Source organism: Algibacter sp. Ld11, assembly GCF_045066735.1.
Classification (GTDB): Bacteria; Bacteroidota; Bacteroidia; order Flavobacteriales; family Flavobacteriaceae; genus Algibacter.
The window spans coordinates 92,558-109,214 of record NZ_JBISHH010000004.1; the positions used below are offsets into that span (position 1 = coordinate 92,558).

Annotated in this window: 16 protein-coding genes; 2 read left to right on the forward strand and 14 right to left on the reverse strand. The window is 31.3% G+C overall.

Annotation, left to right across the window (positions count from 1 at the left end; translation table 11 throughout):
- Positions 1 to 3: 3 nt before the first annotated feature.
- The gene (locus ACJJV4_RS01580) at positions 4 to 810 is read left to right on the forward strand and encodes a type 1 glutamine amidotransferase domain-containing protein (protein ID WP_405291629.1); all 807 of its coding nucleotides are present in this window, start codon (positions 4 to 6) and stop codon (positions 808 to 810) included.
- Positions 811 to 1,217: 407 nt separating this feature from the next.
- Positions 1,218 to 3,281, forward strand: a complete 2,064-nt coding sequence (locus ACJJV4_RS01585) for an ATP-binding protein (protein WP_405291428.1) — start codon at positions 1,218 to 1,220, stop codon at positions 3,279 to 3,281.
- A 169-nt stretch (positions 3,282 to 3,450) separates the two neighbouring features.
- Here ACJJV4_RS01585 and ACJJV4_RS01590 read toward each other — a convergent pair whose 3' ends face one another.
- From ACJJV4_RS01590 to ACJJV4_RS01655, 14 genes are all read right to left on the reverse strand, one after another.
- Positions 3,451 to 4,191, reverse strand: coding sequence for a hypothetical protein (locus ACJJV4_RS01590; protein WP_405291430.1), 741 nt, complete (start codon positions 4,189 to 4,191; stop codon positions 3,451 to 3,453).
- A gap of 238 nt (positions 4,192 to 4,429) precedes the next feature.
- Complete coding sequence (locus ACJJV4_RS01595; RefSeq protein WP_405291432.1) at positions 4,430 to 5,578, reverse strand: alpha/beta fold hydrolase; 1,149 nt, start codon at positions 5,576 to 5,578, stop codon at positions 4,430 to 4,432.
- 47 nt (positions 5,579 to 5,625) lie between these two features.
- Complete coding sequence (locus tag ACJJV4_RS01600) at positions 5,626 to 6,711, reverse strand: serine hydrolase domain-containing protein (RefSeq protein ID WP_405291434.1); 1,086 nt, start codon at positions 6,709 to 6,711, stop codon at positions 5,626 to 5,628.
- A gap of 66 nt (positions 6,712 to 6,777) precedes the next feature.
- Positions 6,778 to 7,071 carry a chaperone modulator CbpM gene (locus ACJJV4_RS01605; protein WP_405291436.1) on the reverse strand — a complete coding sequence of 98 codons (294 nt, stop codon included), beginning with the start codon at positions 7,069 to 7,071 and terminating at the stop codon, positions 6,778 to 6,780.
- Positions 7,068 to 7,958: a DnaJ C-terminal domain-containing protein gene (locus ACJJV4_RS01610; protein WP_405291438.1), complete on the reverse strand. Its 891-nt coding sequence runs from the start codon at positions 7,956 to 7,958 to the stop codon at positions 7,068 to 7,070. Before ACJJV4_RS01610 ends, ACJJV4_RS01605 begins: the two co-directional genes overlap by 4 nt.
- A gap of 323 nt (positions 7,959 to 8,281) precedes the next feature.
- Positions 8,282 to 9,592 carry a DEAD/DEAH box helicase gene (locus ACJJV4_RS01615; RefSeq protein ID WP_405291440.1) on the reverse strand — a complete coding sequence of 437 codons (1,311 nt, stop codon included), beginning with the start codon at positions 9,590 to 9,592 and terminating at the stop codon, positions 8,282 to 8,284.
- A 3-nt stretch (positions 9,593 to 9,595) separates the two neighbouring features.
- Positions 9,596 to 10,936 (reverse strand): DEAD/DEAH box helicase, encoded by a 1,341-nt coding sequence (locus tag ACJJV4_RS01620; RefSeq protein WP_405291442.1) that lies wholly within the window; start codon positions 10,934 to 10,936, stop codon positions 9,596 to 9,598.
- A gap of 160 nt (positions 10,937 to 11,096) precedes the next feature.
- Complete coding sequence (locus tag ACJJV4_RS01625; protein ID WP_405291444.1) at positions 11,097 to 11,942, reverse strand: SDR family oxidoreductase; 846 nt, start codon at positions 11,940 to 11,942, stop codon at positions 11,097 to 11,099.
- A gap of 71 nt (positions 11,943 to 12,013) precedes the next feature.
- The gene (locus tag ACJJV4_RS01630) at positions 12,014 to 12,682 is read right to left on the reverse strand and encodes an aspartate/glutamate racemase family protein (RefSeq protein ID WP_405291446.1); all 669 of its coding nucleotides are present in this window, start codon (positions 12,680 to 12,682) and stop codon (positions 12,014 to 12,016) included.
- A gap of 2 nt (positions 12,683 to 12,684) precedes the next feature.
- Positions 12,685 to 13,686: an L-histidine N(alpha)-methyltransferase gene (locus ACJJV4_RS01635; protein ID WP_405291448.1), complete on the reverse strand. Its 1,002-nt coding sequence runs from the start codon at positions 13,684 to 13,686 to the stop codon at positions 12,685 to 12,687.
- Positions 13,687 to 14,841, reverse strand: coding sequence for an ergothioneine biosynthesis protein EgtB (gene egtB, locus ACJJV4_RS01640; RefSeq protein ID WP_405291450.1), 1,155 nt, complete (start codon positions 14,839 to 14,841; stop codon positions 13,687 to 13,689). It abuts the gene before it with no gap.
- Positions 14,842 to 14,863: 22 nt separating this feature from the next.
- Positions 14,864 to 15,610, reverse strand: a complete 747-nt coding sequence (locus ACJJV4_RS01645) for a hypothetical protein (protein ID WP_405291452.1) — start codon at positions 15,608 to 15,610, stop codon at positions 14,864 to 14,866.
- A 231-nt stretch (positions 15,611 to 15,841) separates the two neighbouring features.
- Positions 15,842 to 16,456, reverse strand: a complete 615-nt coding sequence (locus ACJJV4_RS01650) for a ferric reductase (protein WP_405291454.1) — start codon at positions 16,454 to 16,456, stop codon at positions 15,842 to 15,844.
- Between the two features lies 1 nt (position 16,457).
- Positions 16,458 to 16,655 (reverse strand): hypothetical protein, encoded by a 198-nt coding sequence (locus ACJJV4_RS01655; protein WP_405291456.1) that lies wholly within the window; start codon positions 16,653 to 16,655, stop codon positions 16,458 to 16,460.
- Between the last annotated feature and the right edge of the window lie 2 nt (positions 16,656 to 16,657).

Here is a 16,657-nt window from a genome sequence, read left to right on the forward strand (position 1 = left end):
ATGATTAAATCTATAAAAACTATAATTCTAGCAGTTACAATAATTACGGCTTCGAGTTGTAAAGACGTAAAACAAGAAACAACTTCTGAAAAAGTTTCGGAAGTAAAAACAGAATCAAAAAAACAAAACGACATGAAAATATTATTTGTATTAACATCTCACGATAAATTAGGAGATACAGGAAAAAAAACAGGATTTTGGGTAGAAGAATTCGCTAGCCCATATTACACATTATTAGATAAAGGTGCAAAAATTACTATTGCAACTCCAAAAGGTGGAGCTGCACCAATAGACCCAAGTAGTGATAGTCCCGATGCCGCTACAGAGTCTACAGACCGATATAACAGTGATGCTGATGCTAAAGCAAAAATTGCAAATACAGAGGTTTTAGCCGATATGAATCCAAACGATTTTGATGCGGTATTTTATCCAGGTGGTCACGGTCCTTTATGGGATTTAACCAATGATAAAGCATCTGTTTCATTGATTGAAGCATTTAATCATCAAGAAAAACCAATCGCTTTCGTATGCCACGCACCAGCCGTTCTAAAAGATGTAAAAAATGAAAACGGTACAGCCTTAGTAAAAGGTAAACGTGTTACCGGATTCTCTAATGCAGAGGAAGCTGCTGTTGGATTAACAGAAGTTGTACCGTTATTATTAGAAGATATGCTTATTGAAAACGGTGCTTTGTATTCTAATTTAGGTAACTGGGAACCATATGCAGTACAAGATGGTAATTTAATCACTGGTCAAAACCCAGCGTCATCAGAATTAGTAGCAGAAAAATTATTAGAGAGTTTAAAGTAATTTAAATATCTTATTTTTATTAAAAAGGTTGCCCATAATATGGGCAACCTTTTTTTTTATTCAAAAATTAATTTTATTTCAATGATAATTATTTGAAAAAATACATTCCATTTGTCTGATAAATCTTATTTTTTTGTTAAATTCATAATAGATTTAATCGGTATTAAACCTTGAAATAAACGGTTTTAAAAATTATTTGGTAACTTATTATTGGTGGTTTTAAAAACGAAAAACGGCGAATTAAAATAAATAAAATTTCTTTTAATCGTGTTTATATGTATTTTATCGATAAATTTATTTAAAAAGTAAGTTAAAACAACCATTAAAGTGCGTTAACACCTTTTTGAGTATTATCTTGCACTATTATTTTACTTAAAAGTATTATTACGAGTTATTTAGCCTATATTATGGAGCGTCCGTATTTAAAAAATCAAATAAAACCATTTTATCTATTTGTATGGATATTATTGGTGTGTTTGTTTACTACGTCCCTATTCGCTCAAGATAGAATAAAGAACGCTATACTACAAGATCTTAAAAACATAAAAGAAACTCAAAATTTTGAAAAGGATACCACGTATATCAACTTGCTAAATGAATTAGCTCGAGAATATAGTGCTTACAATTTAGATAGTTTACTCATTCTTTCAAACAAAACCATTGATTTAAGCAAAGATATTAAATACAGAAAAGGAGAGGCACAAGGCTATTTAATTAAAGGTGGTTATTATTCTGATATAGGCGATCAAGATCAAGCTATCTTCTTTTTTATTAAGGCTAACCTAGCAGCAAGAAGTATTAATGATATTAAAATTTTACTTCAATCCAAAAGTGAATTGGCTACAGAATATATGTATCAAGAAGAATACGCCAAATCCCTAAAAGAATTTTTAGACGGTATAGAAATAGCAAAGCAATATAAAAATGAATCTTGGCTATCAACTTTTTATGTGAATATATCGGTACTTTATAGTATGCAAAAGGAATATAAACAAACTATTCTTTTCTTAAAAAAAGCCATGGAAATTAATGAAAGAAGTGGTGATCAAAAAATTTTAGCCATTACCCTATCAAATTTGGCTTTTACCTATATTGAAATTGGCAATTTAGAAAGTGCAGATTCTACCATTAACGAAGCTGTAAAAGGCTTTAAAGAATTAGAACTAGATCCCTGGCTTACTTACACTTATGAAATAAAGGCGACTATTTACCTTAAAAAAAATGATTTTAGTAACGCTTTAGTTTGGTTAAAAAAGAGTGAAAGGCTTCACGAAAATATTGACCAGAAACGTTATAAAATTCCGCTTTACCTATTATTAGCGCAAACTTACTACGGACTCGAAAACTATGAGTTATCCGAAAACTATGGTACTAATGCACTAGAGATTTCAAAAGAGCTTAATACTTTAGAAAATCGTGATGAAATTTTAGAGATACTCTATAAAGTTAATAAGGCCAGCGAAAATTACAACGAAGCCCTTACTTATTTAGAAGATTTAAAAGCTATTTCTGATACGATAAATAAAAATAATAACATAAAGGAATTAAGAATTTTGAAATCTAATCTTGAGTTCGAGCAAGAACGCGAGCAGTATATATTAGAGAACGAACAGAAAAATGTGATACAACGCAGTTACATTTATATTTCGGTTTTAATTATTTTGGCGTTTTTAATTATCATCATTATACTTAAAAAGAATAACAAAACTCAAAATGCTTTAAATCAAAAATTAATTGAGAATGCAGAGGCTCTAACAAAAAACGAAGCGCATTTAAGAGAAGCTAATGATACTAAAAGTAAGCTTTTTTCAATTATTGCTCACGATTTAAAAGGGCCTATAAATTCGTTTAAATCTCTTTTCGATTTATTCAATAAAAGTGAGCTTAGTAGTGAAGACCTTATGACCTTTATGCCACAAATTAGCGAAAACATTGATAGTATTGCGTTCACGCTTAATAACTTACTAACTTGGGGACAGTCACAAATGAATGGTTTATCTACCAAACCAAATGTCACTAGTATGAAAAACTTGGTAGAAGAAAATTTCAGGTTACTATCCAAACAGGCTGAATTAAAATTAATAACCACTGTCAATACCGTCGATAAGCGTGTAATAACTTGGTGCGATGTTAATCAAATAGATATTGTAATACGTAATTTAGTGAGCAATGCGCTAAAATTTACAAGAGAGAATGGTACTATAACCATTGGCGCTAAAGAAACTCCTGAATATTGGGAGATGTTTGTTAAAGACGATGGTGTTGGTATTAGTAAAGATAAGCTTACTTCTATTTTTAACGCAGATGAAACCACAACCTCTTTTGGTACTCGAAACGAAAAAGGAACTGGTTTAGGTCTTAAAATATGTAAAGAAATGGTACAAAATAACGGTGGTGATATTTGGGTAGAAAGTGAATTAAATCAAGGATCTACGTTTTTCTTTACCGTTCCAAAACCCGAAAAACTATAAATTATTTTTATCTGCTCCTCTCTCTAAACTGTTTGTTCTAAATAACATTTGTTATATTTTATTTAAGTAGAAACTTAGATAGGTACAAATCTAAATTTGAAAACAAAAAAACTGTTTCATAATGAGAATAAATTTTCTATGATTTTACGATAATTATAAATTTCAGCAATTAATAATCTTTTACAAACAACACATAGCAAGGTTCTTCTTTTTTAGTATCGTCTAGCGTAGTACCATGAAACGACCATGCACACTGGGTATCTGCTATATCTGCTGTCCAGAGTTTATATTTTAAACCATCTTTTTGAGAAAATGCGGACATGTAAGGAAATAATTGCTGTTTTAATACTGTGGCTTCTTTTTCTCGAAGATTGTAAACATCACGGTCTTTTATGCTTGGATTACTATAAAACTGAAGAATATCTGCTTCAGCAGCAGTTGGTAACCGCCATTTATCAGAATCGGCGAATGAAACCTTACAACTACCTTTGGTGTAATTTTCTTTAAAATTCGTTGGTCGTTTTTCTAAGGATAGTGCCGGGAACGGGCTTCTAATAAAAATCCCCTTTCCAAACAAATCGCTTGCGTCACGCCATTTGATAGGTTGTGGATTGCCAATAAAATCTGTGCCATTCCAAGTAGTTCCCCAAGGTGCTCTAACCCAAGATAATTTATTAGTGTTATCGGTAACAGTGCCGTTAGCGTTTATAGACCAACTTCCAAAGTATTTAGTTTCTAAAGGTATTGTTGCCGTTTCTTTGGTTACATTTCTGTAACCACCAAAGTTTGTAGTTTTATAACGCTTAGCATCTGCTAATAGTGAAGGTTTCTTTTTATAAAAAAAATATTTCGAGATAAGCCATGATGCCACAATACCAATAATTATAGGTATTACTACTTCTTTTGACATTAGAGATTGAAAAAACAGACTAAAAAAACACATACTTACCTTGTTTACAATTGGTTGATTATAAAATTAAGTTTTTTTATTTAAATAAAGAAGGTGTTTTTTATATGTCGATAGTTTTATATGCCTATTGTGTTTTGTGATTTTAGTTGTTATAAAACAGGTTATTCCATAAATTAAGCGGTGAGTTAAACTTTTTTTATATCACAAAAAATATTTCTTTTATTCTAGTTATCTATTCTCACTTTATTTTTAGCAAAGTTGATTTTGCATTTTCATTATTTGGATTTAATTCAATAGATTTCTCGTACATTTTAATGGCTTTTACTTTTTGGTCAGATTTTAATAAAGCTTCTGCGTAACTATCAAAAGCATTAAAGCTATCCGGAAATAGCATAGTATTTAATTTCAAAATAGTTAATGCTTTTTCCAATTCCCCACTACTCATAAGGCTATATCCCCAAATATTCAAATCGTTTTCTGAATGCCATTTTTCTATTTCTGCCTTTTTAGTATCAATAGATAATTCTATAGCATTATTTAAGGCCTTTTTTAAAAGAATATGTTGCTGCTCTGAATCTAGGATTTCTGAATAAGCCTTAATAATGGTGTTGATAATTAAAGCGGGATTATCCTCAAATATGGCATGACCACTACCTTGAGCTATTATATTTTTTACATTTTTGTTTTTATCACCAAATGTATCATGTAGTTTTTTCCATCTATTATTAATTATTTCAGGGAAACCTGGAAAAGATATTTCTGGAAAAACATTTGTTATGGGGATGTTTGCGGGAAAGTTAAAATCCCTAGTATAGCGTATGGTTTCGTTGTAATTGAAATTCAAGTAATAATCACCTGTATGTTTTTTTATATTACTAATATCGACATTGTTGTCTCTCATGTTTAGTAAATCGTCACTCCAAAAATTATTTAAAGTAGCATCTATTAAAATAACCGACTTTACTTTTTTCGGATGTTTGCTTGCGTACAGCAAGTTGTACAAACCTCCATAGGAATGAGAAACTAAAATAATATCTTTATTGAAGCCTAATTTTGAAAGGCCAATTTCTAGTTCTTTTATGCCATTTTCTATACCATAATCTGATTCGTTTTTTAGATTAGGATTTAATTCACTTTGTCCAAAACCAGACCTATCATAAGTAATCAAGGTTGTGCCTGTTACTTCATTAATTTTTTCTAATATGCTGTTCCAAACATTACTATCATTACCTCCACCAGCTTCAAAAAGAATTGGTGTTCCTTTGCCTTCAATTATTTTAAAGTACATGTTATAGCCTCCAACATCAACTAATGTATCTTGGCTTTGAGCATTCATGAATAGCGATAATAAGAAAAGCAGTGAGAAATTAAAACAAAGAAATTTCATGTAGTATTTAGTTTAAAATTTAATAGTAAAATATCTAAAAGTATTTTTTAAGGAAGTGAATATTCTAATCCTGAGTATATACTTAAGGCTCCAACAATAACATCGTTTACAGGCATCGAAACGCCATTAAATGTTATTGAAATACTAACATCATCATTCGGAAAATAATAAGAAGCTGATTGAAATCCGTCCAAAAGCCCTGTATGCCCGAATCCTGTTTTTTGATAAAACGGAACCGAAATTAACCCAATGCCAAAAGCATTATTAATTGCTACCATTTGTTTAAAGGAGTTCTCTGAAACTACATTTCCGTTGAACAAATTTTGATAAAAGGTAGTGATATCCGCAGGGGTAGAAACTATAGACCCTGCTCCTATCACCAAAGATATATTTGTTTCTGGCGCAAGAACCCAATTATTTAATTCTAAAGTATAAGATAGCGCCTCAAGGTTTGAAGTGTTAATGGCATTGCCGTTGTAAGTATTCTCTAAACCTAACGGTATAGTGATTCTATCTTTTAAAGATTCAGAAAAGGTTTTATTATCAATTATTTCAATTATAAAAGCTAAAATAACATAATTTGTATTTGAGTATTCCGTTTGTTCATTTGGCTCAAACACAGTTCCATTTTCAATAAATAAATCAATAAGTTGTTCTCTGGTAGCAGTTTGAGTGATATCGGTTCCATCGGCATAATTGGTATAGTTATATAACCCGCTTCGGTGGCGAAGCAGGCTTTCTATAGTAATTAAATTTGAATTTGGTAATTCTGAAAAATAGGTATCGAGTGTGGTATTTAATGCTAGTTTGTTTTCATCTATTAATTGCATGATTATTGAAGCTGTGAACGATTTAGAAATCGATGCAATTCGGTACTTTGTTTGATGGGTTGCGGAGATGCTCTTTTCGATATCTGCTTTACCAAATGATTTTTGGTAATCTAATTGTCCGTTTTTAAAAATAGCAATGCTTCCCATATCGAGATTTTTTTCTTCAAGAATTGAAAAAAAAGTATCCATTTTATCGCGGTCAAATTGGGTGCCAAACTCAAAACCCTCATTTTTTTCTTCCGAACAACTTATTAGAGAAAATATAATTAAAATACTAAAAATTTGAAATGGTGTGTTTTTCATACTAGCAATTCCTTTTAATTAATATACATATTGCTTTATATTTTCTTTATAAATATTAAGACCTAATTAATCTTCATAAAGCCGCAATCTATTTTTAACTGTATTCAATTCAGTTTGTAATTTATGTATTTTATCCAGTAGATTAAAAACGGTATCAACGCCTTCCAAATTGATATTAAGATCTTTTTGCATTCTTACTACTTTTTCAACCACACTTATCTTATCCTCATGTATAAAGCATGTGTTTTCAATAGTTAGTATTTCAATGATACCAAAACTATGTAATTCAGAGAATAAGGACATTTCGATTTGATAGTGTTCGCACAATTGGTTAATCTGGATTAATTTTTCTTTATTCATTTGGATCTCAATTTAGCTAACTCTTTAAATAATTCTATTTCTTTTTCACTTAATTTTGTTGGCAACGCTACATTATAAGTAATATATAAATTTCCAAATTCACCTTCTTTTTTATAAACAGGAAAGCCTTTGCCTTTTAATTTTACTTTGGTTCCACTTTGTGTTTCGGGTTTTACTTGCAACTTTACTTTTCCGTTAAAAGTGTCGGTTGTAATTTCACCCCCTAAAAGTGCTTTGTACAAATCTATATCTACGTTGGTATATAAATTATCTTCGTCTCTTTTAAATTTGGTACGATTGACTATTAAAAATTTAAGTATTAAATCGCCATTTGGTCCACCATTCATTCCGTCGCCTCCATAGCCTTTTATTCTAATTATTTGTCCATTTGTAACCCCAGCCGGAATTGTTAAGCGTATATTTTTGTTATTAACGGTTAAAGTACGTTTATGCGTTTCATACACATCTTTTAGGTTAAGTTGTAATTCTGCATTAAAATCCTGTCCTTTAAACTTAACATGCGCTCCTTTCGGATTTCCTCCGCCAAACATAGATTCAAAAAAATTGGAATATTCACTTTCTGAAAAATTATCTGAAGAAGAATCTCGATAATTGCTCGATGATTGCGATCTCTGCTGCTGGGCTTTGTCTAACTCATCTGCATGCTGCCAATCTTTTCCATATTTATCGTATTTCTTACGGTTTTCTGCATTGCTAAGAACTTCATTGGCTTCATTAATTTCTTTAAATTTTGCCTCGGCTTTCTTATCGTTAGGATTTAAATCAGGATGGTATTTACGAGCTAATTTTCGGTAAGCTTTTTTTATATCGTCTTGAGTAGATTTTTTTTCAATTCCTAAAGTCTTATAATAATCTATAAATGCCATTTAGTTGATGTTAATTTGATAAAATAATTTAGTATACTCTATAATTTCTAATGAATTTATTAGCTGTCTTTATTCTATAATTTTTTGAAGGAGAATCAAAAACTACAAACTCATAACTATCTCGAAATAAGCACTAATGTAATAATTATATTCTCAATTTATTAACATTGACTTTTAATTGTTTGTTAATTATTCAATACATTAATTTAGGTAAAACTTGCTCCAATTTGCGAATAGGATTTTACTATTAGCTGACCTTAATAAAACAAAAAAGACCCCATTTTTAACGGAGTCTTATCTTTAAATAATATAAATGTGAAAGCTTAAAGTATATATGTCCGCACTTTACGTTTCTTTAAACGCATATTATTGGTTTTGGCAATAATACTTTTTATTTTATCAGTTGGTATAGCTACAAAGGCACAATCTTGCTTAAGTTCTATAACGCCAATTTCAGTTTTATCTAAAAGGCATTGTTTAAAAAGTAAACCTGCAATATCACCTTTAGATATTTTATCTTTTCGTCCACCAGAAATAAACAAGGTGCTCCACGGTGTTCGCATCTGTTTTGTTTTAGGGTTTGGTATTACGGTTTCAGAAGTTTCTATAAAATCTGGTGTGGTTTCTTTTTCCCATTGAAGCACATAGGCGGTACCTTCGGTATTCATGCGGGCTGTTCTACCATTTCGGTGTGTAAATTCTTCTGCTTTTAAGGGCAGTTGGTAGTGAATAATATAATTTAGTTCTGGTATATCTAAACCACGAGCAGCCAAATCTGTAGCAATAATGATTTGGTGCGTACCGTTACGAAACTTAATTAACGCACGTTCGCGATCTTGTTGTTCCATACCACCTTGGAAGCAGCCATGCGCAATATTATTATCGTTTAAAAAATCGCTAACATATTGAATGGTATCTTTAAAATTACAGAAAATTATTCCGGGTTTATTTCCTATGTGGTGCAATAAATCAACTAAGGTTTGCAATTTGTTTTTGTCTGGAGAAATTACTTTTTTAATTTCTAATTTAGAAATTTTAGTATCTAAATAATCAATAACAAGCTCATTCTCTAATCCTACAAACTTTGGGATTTCCATGTCTTGGGTAGCAGAAGTCAAAATACGCTTTTTGATGTAGGGTAGATGACCAATGATTTCACGCATTTCTTCTTCAAATCCAACCTCTAAAGATTTATCAAACTCATCTAAAACCAAGGTTTTAATTTCTTCAACAATAAAAGTTTCTCTGCGTAAATGGTCCGCAATTCGGCCAGGAGTTCCAATAACAATGGCAGGTGTGTGTGCCAAATCTATTTTATCTTTTGCGAATGGCCTGCCACCATAAACAGCATTAGCCTTAAAGCCTGTCCCCATAGTACGGATAACTTGCTCGATTTGTATGGCTAACTCACGGGATGGCACTAAAATTAGTAGTTGTACGTTATCGGAGTTTTTATTTAAAGCTGTTAGCGTTGGCAATAAAAACGCTAATGTTTTTCCTGTTCCAGTAGGAGATAAAAGTACGGTGTTTTCAACATTAGTAATAGACAGCAGTGCTTCTTCTTGCATAGCATTTAATGCCTTAATATTAAGCTTATCTAGAATATGCTGTTGTATTTTTCTAAAATTATCCATAACCTATTTTTTCTTTTTCTTCTTTACAGGTTCCTGCTTTTCTACAATGGTATTGTTTTCTGCAATATAATTAGATAGTATTTTATCGACCAATTCTTCTTTCGTTAAATGATGAAAAATGGTTTTTACCTTAGCTTTAAAATCTTCTGGAATATCCCGATTTGGCTTAGTTTTAAAAATTTTTCGAGCCCAAAGTAAACCATTATTTTCTTCGATACTTTTCGCATCTGCTTTTTGGTAAGCCTTAAATGTTATACCTAATTCTTGTTCAAATTCTGGAATATCTTGTACTTCATCTTCTTGAATAACACTTAATGCCAAACCGGTGGCTCCTGCCCTAGCTGTTCGTCCGCTACGGTGAACATAGGCATCATAGGTGTCTGGTAAATGATAGTTAACCACAAAAGCTAAATCTTTAACATCAATACCACGTGCAGCCAAATCTGTAGCGACTAAAATATTAATATGTCCTTCTCGAAATTGCCCCATAATACGATCGCGAATACCTTGAGATAAACTACCGTGAATGGCGCCAGATGAGAATTTATTGATTGCTAAATTTTTAGCTAATTTGTTTACAGCGGCTTTAGTTTTACAAAATATAATACCGCGTTGCCCATCGTTAGAGTTTAAGAAATGCATAAGCACATTCAGCTTTTCTATAGGTTCCACAACCACGTATTGATGGTTTATGCCTTGGTGTCCAACCGTTTCCATATTAGCCTCAATGGTTAATACGTTTTTCGACAAGTTATTTTGCACCAATTGCTTAACGGTTCCTGGCATAGTAGCCGTAAACAAAAGTGTTCTTCTGGTTTTAGGCAGGTTTTTTATAATTGCATCTACACCTTCTTTGTGTGCGCTAATCATTTCATCAGCTTCATCTAAAACAAAATATGTTATAGATTTAACGTCTATAGCATTTCTATCGATTAAATCGGCCAAACGTCCTGGTGTTGCTACAACAATATGCGTATTTGCTTTAAGCGCTTCTATCTGCGGTTTTATAGGAATTCCGCCAAATATGCCTAAAATAGAAACTTGTAAATCTTCTGAATTAAAGGCTTCTAAATTTTTATAAATTTGTTGACCTAATTCTCTAGTTGGCGCTAAAATCACAGTTTGTATATGGCTTTTACCACTATCTATTAATTGAAGTAAGGGCAACCCAAAAGCAGCTGTTTTTCCTGTTCCGGTTTTAGCAATTGCAACAACATCGTCTTTTTTAGATAATATTAATGGTATAACTTTCTCCTGAATATCAGTGGGTTCCGTAATGTTTAAGGCAGATAAACTGTTTTGTAATGCGGCATTAATACCTAAGCTAGAAAATGATTGTGACATAAATTATATTTTGTGCAAAGATACTAGAGTTTTATGGGTTTAACAGATTAAAATGAGCAGATTTGTTAGAAGCTCTAACTCTTTAAAAATTTAAGTTAAAAACAAAACAGCACCTCAATTATCTCGAGATGCTGTTTGGATTATTGTAATGAAAAACACCTTAGCTTTTAAAGGCTTTTATCATGGCTATAGTTGATATATGAGGTCTTCCAGCAGCTTTTTCAAAATCGGATGATACGTGATTTGCCCCAGTCTTTATACCTTCGTAAATACCAGCGATAATAGTCCCCATAAAATCTCCTAATGCAGCTTTTCTTTCTTCAGCATAACGCTCTACTGAGACCGACTGAAAGACTAAATTGGTTTTAAAAACCTCATTAATGCTATCTGCCAGTTCACTTTGCGTAATGGCATGACCTACTAGGTTATAGGTTTGGCTATTATGTTTATCTTCTTTAAGCATTTTGGAGTACGCATAACCTAACTCTTCTCTACTGGTATAAGCACATTTTCCATCGCCAGCACAATTTCTTATTTCACCTTCTTTCACATAGGTTTCTATATATTCTAAATCGGGTTCTATATATATCCCGTTACGTCCAATAACCCATTGTAAACCAGAGTTTTTAATGTCTTTTTCTGTTTGTCTATTAGTTTGTACTATCGGACTGAAAGCATTGTTTTTTTCGTCTCCCACAATACTTGTGTAAACTATTTTTTTAACGCCATTAGATTTTGCGGCTTCAATGACATTTCTGTGTTGTATAATTCTTTTTTGAGGATCGTCCATGCCAGAAACTAATAAAACAGTATCAATTCCTTTTAAGGCTAAATCGAAATCTTCACGACTATTATAATCACCTTTTCTAACGTCTACACCAAAATGCTTTGCTTTATCTGTTGAACGTGCTATTGCTACAACCTGTTCTTTACCAATAGCTTGGATAAGGTGTTTTACAATAGATGATCCTAATTGTCCACTTGCTGATGTTACGGCTATTTTCATAATAAGTTATTTATCCTTTATTCGTTACAAAGATCTCAATAATTAAAAGCAAAAATAAGATACATATTAGTCTAAAAAGGGTTAATGTTTACCGCATGCTCTACTTGGAGGTCTACCATATCTATAAGATTATTTCGGTCCTTTGGTTTTAAAATAGATAGTTCCGTACATCCCAATATTACGGGCATCATAGAGTTGTACTTAGCAATTACCTTGTGGTAAGATTCTATTAAATCTTTAGTTTCCGTTTGATTGTATATTTCTTTTCTAACAGTATCAATAAGTTGCATATCGCTTTCGGAAGGGCTAATAATAGCAATGCCTGCTGCATTAAAATGTTGGCTTATGTAATTGGATTTCATGCTGAATAGTGAACCAAACAATACTACTTCTTTACATAAATTAGCTTTTATTTTAGAAATACTTAAATGGATGGGGTGTACAATATTTTTGTTAATACTTAATCTATCAATAGTTTCGTGCAAGGTGATATTAGGAATTAAAATAGAATCAACTTCTAGCTGCTCTATTTTTTTTATATAATCGCTAACCACATAATCTAAAGCTTCTGATGGATTTGGCAGTAAACTATTGATACTATTAAAGTCTGTATTTAAAAGCCATAAAGGATATGTGCTATAACCACCGTTTTTATTTTGGTATGCTCTATTTAATTCACTTAGGTAAAATAATGTTGATCGGCTTCCTAATCCTAAAACGGCTAGTTTTATTCTATTCATTCTTAATGTCTTGATAGCATATAATCGGCAAAATAACCTTTGCTATCCAATATTTTAGTTTCTAAAGTAAAGTCTGTATTCGCAATAATTTTTTTAATTAATGCGTCGTTATATTTTCTAGAAATTTCGGTGTGTATTTTTTCTCCTTTGGCAAATTTATATGCGGTTCCAATAGCTTTTACCTCTACAGTTTGATTTATTGTACTCGTAATAAAGCTTTTTGCAATACCATCATTTTCGTTGTATTCTGGCTCGTGTTTAAAGTTGTCGATATTAAAATTAGCACCAAGTTCTTCGTTGATTCTTTTTAAAAGGTTAAGATTGAATTTTGCTGTTATTCCTTTATTATCGTTGTAGGCAGGTAAAACAATATCTGTTGATTTTATTAAATCTACACCCAATAATAGCTTGTCGCCAGGTTTAAGGTTTGCACCTAAATTATAGATGAATTCAGCCGCAACAACATCATTCATGTTACCAATATTGGAACCTAGGAAGAGAATAACTTTAGGTTTGTTACTGTTTTTTAAAGATGCTAAAACTTTAAAATAATCGCCTTGTTTTGTTTTTACAGAAACACTTGGTAATACCTCTTTTAGGTCCTTTTCTAATAGGTTTAATGCATTTCCGGAAATATCTATGGGAAAATAATCAAATTTAAAATTCTTTGCGTCTAAAACATTGAGGAGTTTTTTTGTTTTTAAGCCATCACCAGCACCAAGCTCGATCAACTCAAAATAAGACTCCGGATTTAATTGAAGCGCATTAATTAAGTCTTCCGTTTTATTTTGAAAAATATCCAATTCACTTCTTGTTAAGTAATACTCTGGCAAATTCATTATTTCTACAAAAAGGGCATCACCTACTTCATTGTAAAAATATTTCGACGATAATGTTTTTGGATTAGCCTCAAGACCTTGTTTTACATCGCTTTTAAATGTGTTTAACATTAAATCGTTTTCTTTTTTTTCTTTGGTAACCTTTGTTTTAACTGTATCTATCATCTATTTTGCTAATCTTATTCCCGTGAATTGCCATCTTTCTGTTGGACTGAAAAAATTTCGATATGTTAACCGACTATGGTTTTTTGATGTTGCTACAGAGGCTCCTCTAAGCACCATTTTACTACTCATAAATTTGCCATTATACTCACCTACTGCCCCATTTTCCTTTTTAAAATTTGGATAAGGTAAATAGGCACTATTAGTCCACTCCCAACGTTTTCCCCAATTTATTTGTTTAGCAGCAATTTCCCATTCAAATTCTGTTGGTAATCGCATGCCTTTCCATTCTGCAAATGAATTGGCTTCAAAATAATTAATATGGCATAATATAGCATTTTTATCTACCTTTTTTAATCCTGAAAGCGTGTAGTAATACCATTCTCCTTTAATTTTATGCCAATACATGGGTGAGTTTATGTTGTTTTTATTTACCCAAGACCAACCTTCGTCTAACCAAAGATTAAAATCTAAATAGCCGCCAGCCTCAATAAAATCTATATACTCACCGTTGGTTACCAAATGGTTACATATTTCAAAACTCTCAACATATACTTGATGTACTCCTAATTCGTTATCATAACAAAAATGGGTTCCTTGATGGCCTATATTATAAAGTCCTGCTTTAATATTTATGCTTTCATTACTTTTGTTTTTATCTTCTATTAAGCTAGAGTTATCTTTAAAAACAGGAAAAATAGGATTGTGGCCCAACATATATTTTACATCAGTAATTAATAATTCTTGATGTTGTTGCTCGTGGTTTAAGCCTAAAGTAATTAAGTCTATAATATTTTTATCAGGAACATCACTTAAAAACTTTTCAATACTAGCATCTACATGTGCTCTATATTGGTATATTTCATCTGTACTAGGTCGTGACATGTTACCACGATTAGTTTGTAATATTCTATCGCCTACATTGTTGTAATAGCTGTTAAACAGAAAATTGAAGTTAGAATCGAACTCGGCATAATTATCTAAATAATTCTTAAGTATAAATGTTTCAAAAAACCATGTAGTATGGGCTAAATGCCATTTCGCCGGACTTGCAAATTGAACTACTTGTATGGCGTAATCTTCTGGTTTTAAAGGCTTACATATTGTTTCAGTATAAGCTCGTATTTCTTTATATTTAGTAATAAGTTCTTTTGACAAAATAGAGAGTGTGATTTTAACTTTAGTTGTAATTTTTATATTGCTTTATAGTTTCCTTAAAAAAATCAATAACATCCATTTCTGCCGCCTTAGATTTTGGCAAAACAGCCCCTTTAAAATCCTCATTTTTCCACGCTCCTATTTTCAAGCTCTGAAAATTAGAAGTTTTAATGGTTGTGTTTTCTTTGTAACCACTGGTATAAAAATAATGCTCTTTACAAACGTAGTCAGGTATGGCTAGTCCTAAACCAACGAATATTTCGGTATTTGATAATTTACCATAAATTCCAGTATCAAAATGGTGTGGCCATACTCTTGGATTAGAATTTAATTGGAATTGTTTATTAATTTTGTCTAGACTTGTTTCTGCTAGAGTTCTTAACTGTATTAATTCATTTAATTCAGAACTATTTTTTAGCTCAAAAATAAAAGATTCATCTATCTCATAAGGTAAACTGTAATGAAAACTATACGCATATGTTTTATTCAAAAAGCGTTTAGATGTTTCTGTTAACCATGCTAAAACTTCTTGATGAGATTTTTTATCTAAATTAAAAGTAGCGCTGTTGGTTTTTGATTTCCATACTAATGAAAAGTCTCTATAGTTTAATGTTAATTGGTCCTCGTTTTTAGATAGTATATGTGTTTCTAATGCGGCAGCCTTAACGTTAAAACCTAAATTAGTATGGCTGTCATCTTCTTTCTTTTCAAGAAAACTAATTCCTGCAGCTGCCAAATATTGAGCTGCTAAGTGCATTTGCTTTTTCATATATATCTTATACTTGTGTTTTAATTTCTTGTAAGCATAAAAACATCCAATTATATAACCTTTTATAACATTGTATTATTTGATGCTCCCCTAACTTTCTAATTCACTCGCAGATAATACTTTGATTGTTTTATAGATTTTTATTTTTTGCTAAAGTTTAAGTCGAATGTTTTATTTGATGATTACAAATAAAAAATAGAAGCTTTGAATATTTCATTAAAAAATGAAATATTATCTATTTTTTCTAAATTTAATGATTTTTTCTTTTACCTGAGGGATCCTTATAAAAAAACCGATACCTACAACTACAGCATAAATAATCCATGTTTTATCTAATATTGCGACATGTACTAAGCTAAATAGTATAGCTGCATATGCATAGCTTTGTAATTTCTTCCACTTTGTTTTTAGCTTTTTCATTGCTTTTCGATTCGAAGTAAGAAACAATGGAATTAATATTATTATAGCCAAAAATCCAGTTACGTAATTAATTTGAGTAAATGTTTCTAAAAAACCTTCGACTGCAATAAAAATAATAAAGTGAAGTAAACTCCAGACTGCGGTTGCTATGCCCATGGCTTGCCTTACAAATAGATTGGAAACACCAAATAGTATAAAAAATGGTGTGCACATTAGTACAGCCGTCATCCATCGTATCGCAAATTCACCAGATACGTGATATAGCATTTCTGCAGTTGTTCTACCTTGTCCTACTGCGCTTTCGGCTAAAGAAATAGATAAGTTGGTAGAAAAATTGAAGTTTATCATCTCTTTAATCACCAACAACGGTAAGCTGGCCAATATAGTAACTATTAGCCAGCCATAGTTTCTTTTTAAAAATACCATGCTATTTTTTTAACTTAAGTTCTTCGAGTTCTTTTTCTAAAGCTTCTGCTTTAGATTTAAATTTTTCCATAGCTTTTTTCATTTGACCAACTTTTTTAAAAGCTTCTACATCTTGAACAGCTGTGAATGTTTCTTCTTGATCTTTGACTTTATACTTTGCTTTTGCGCCACAAGTTGGGCATGTTCTTACATCTGACATGA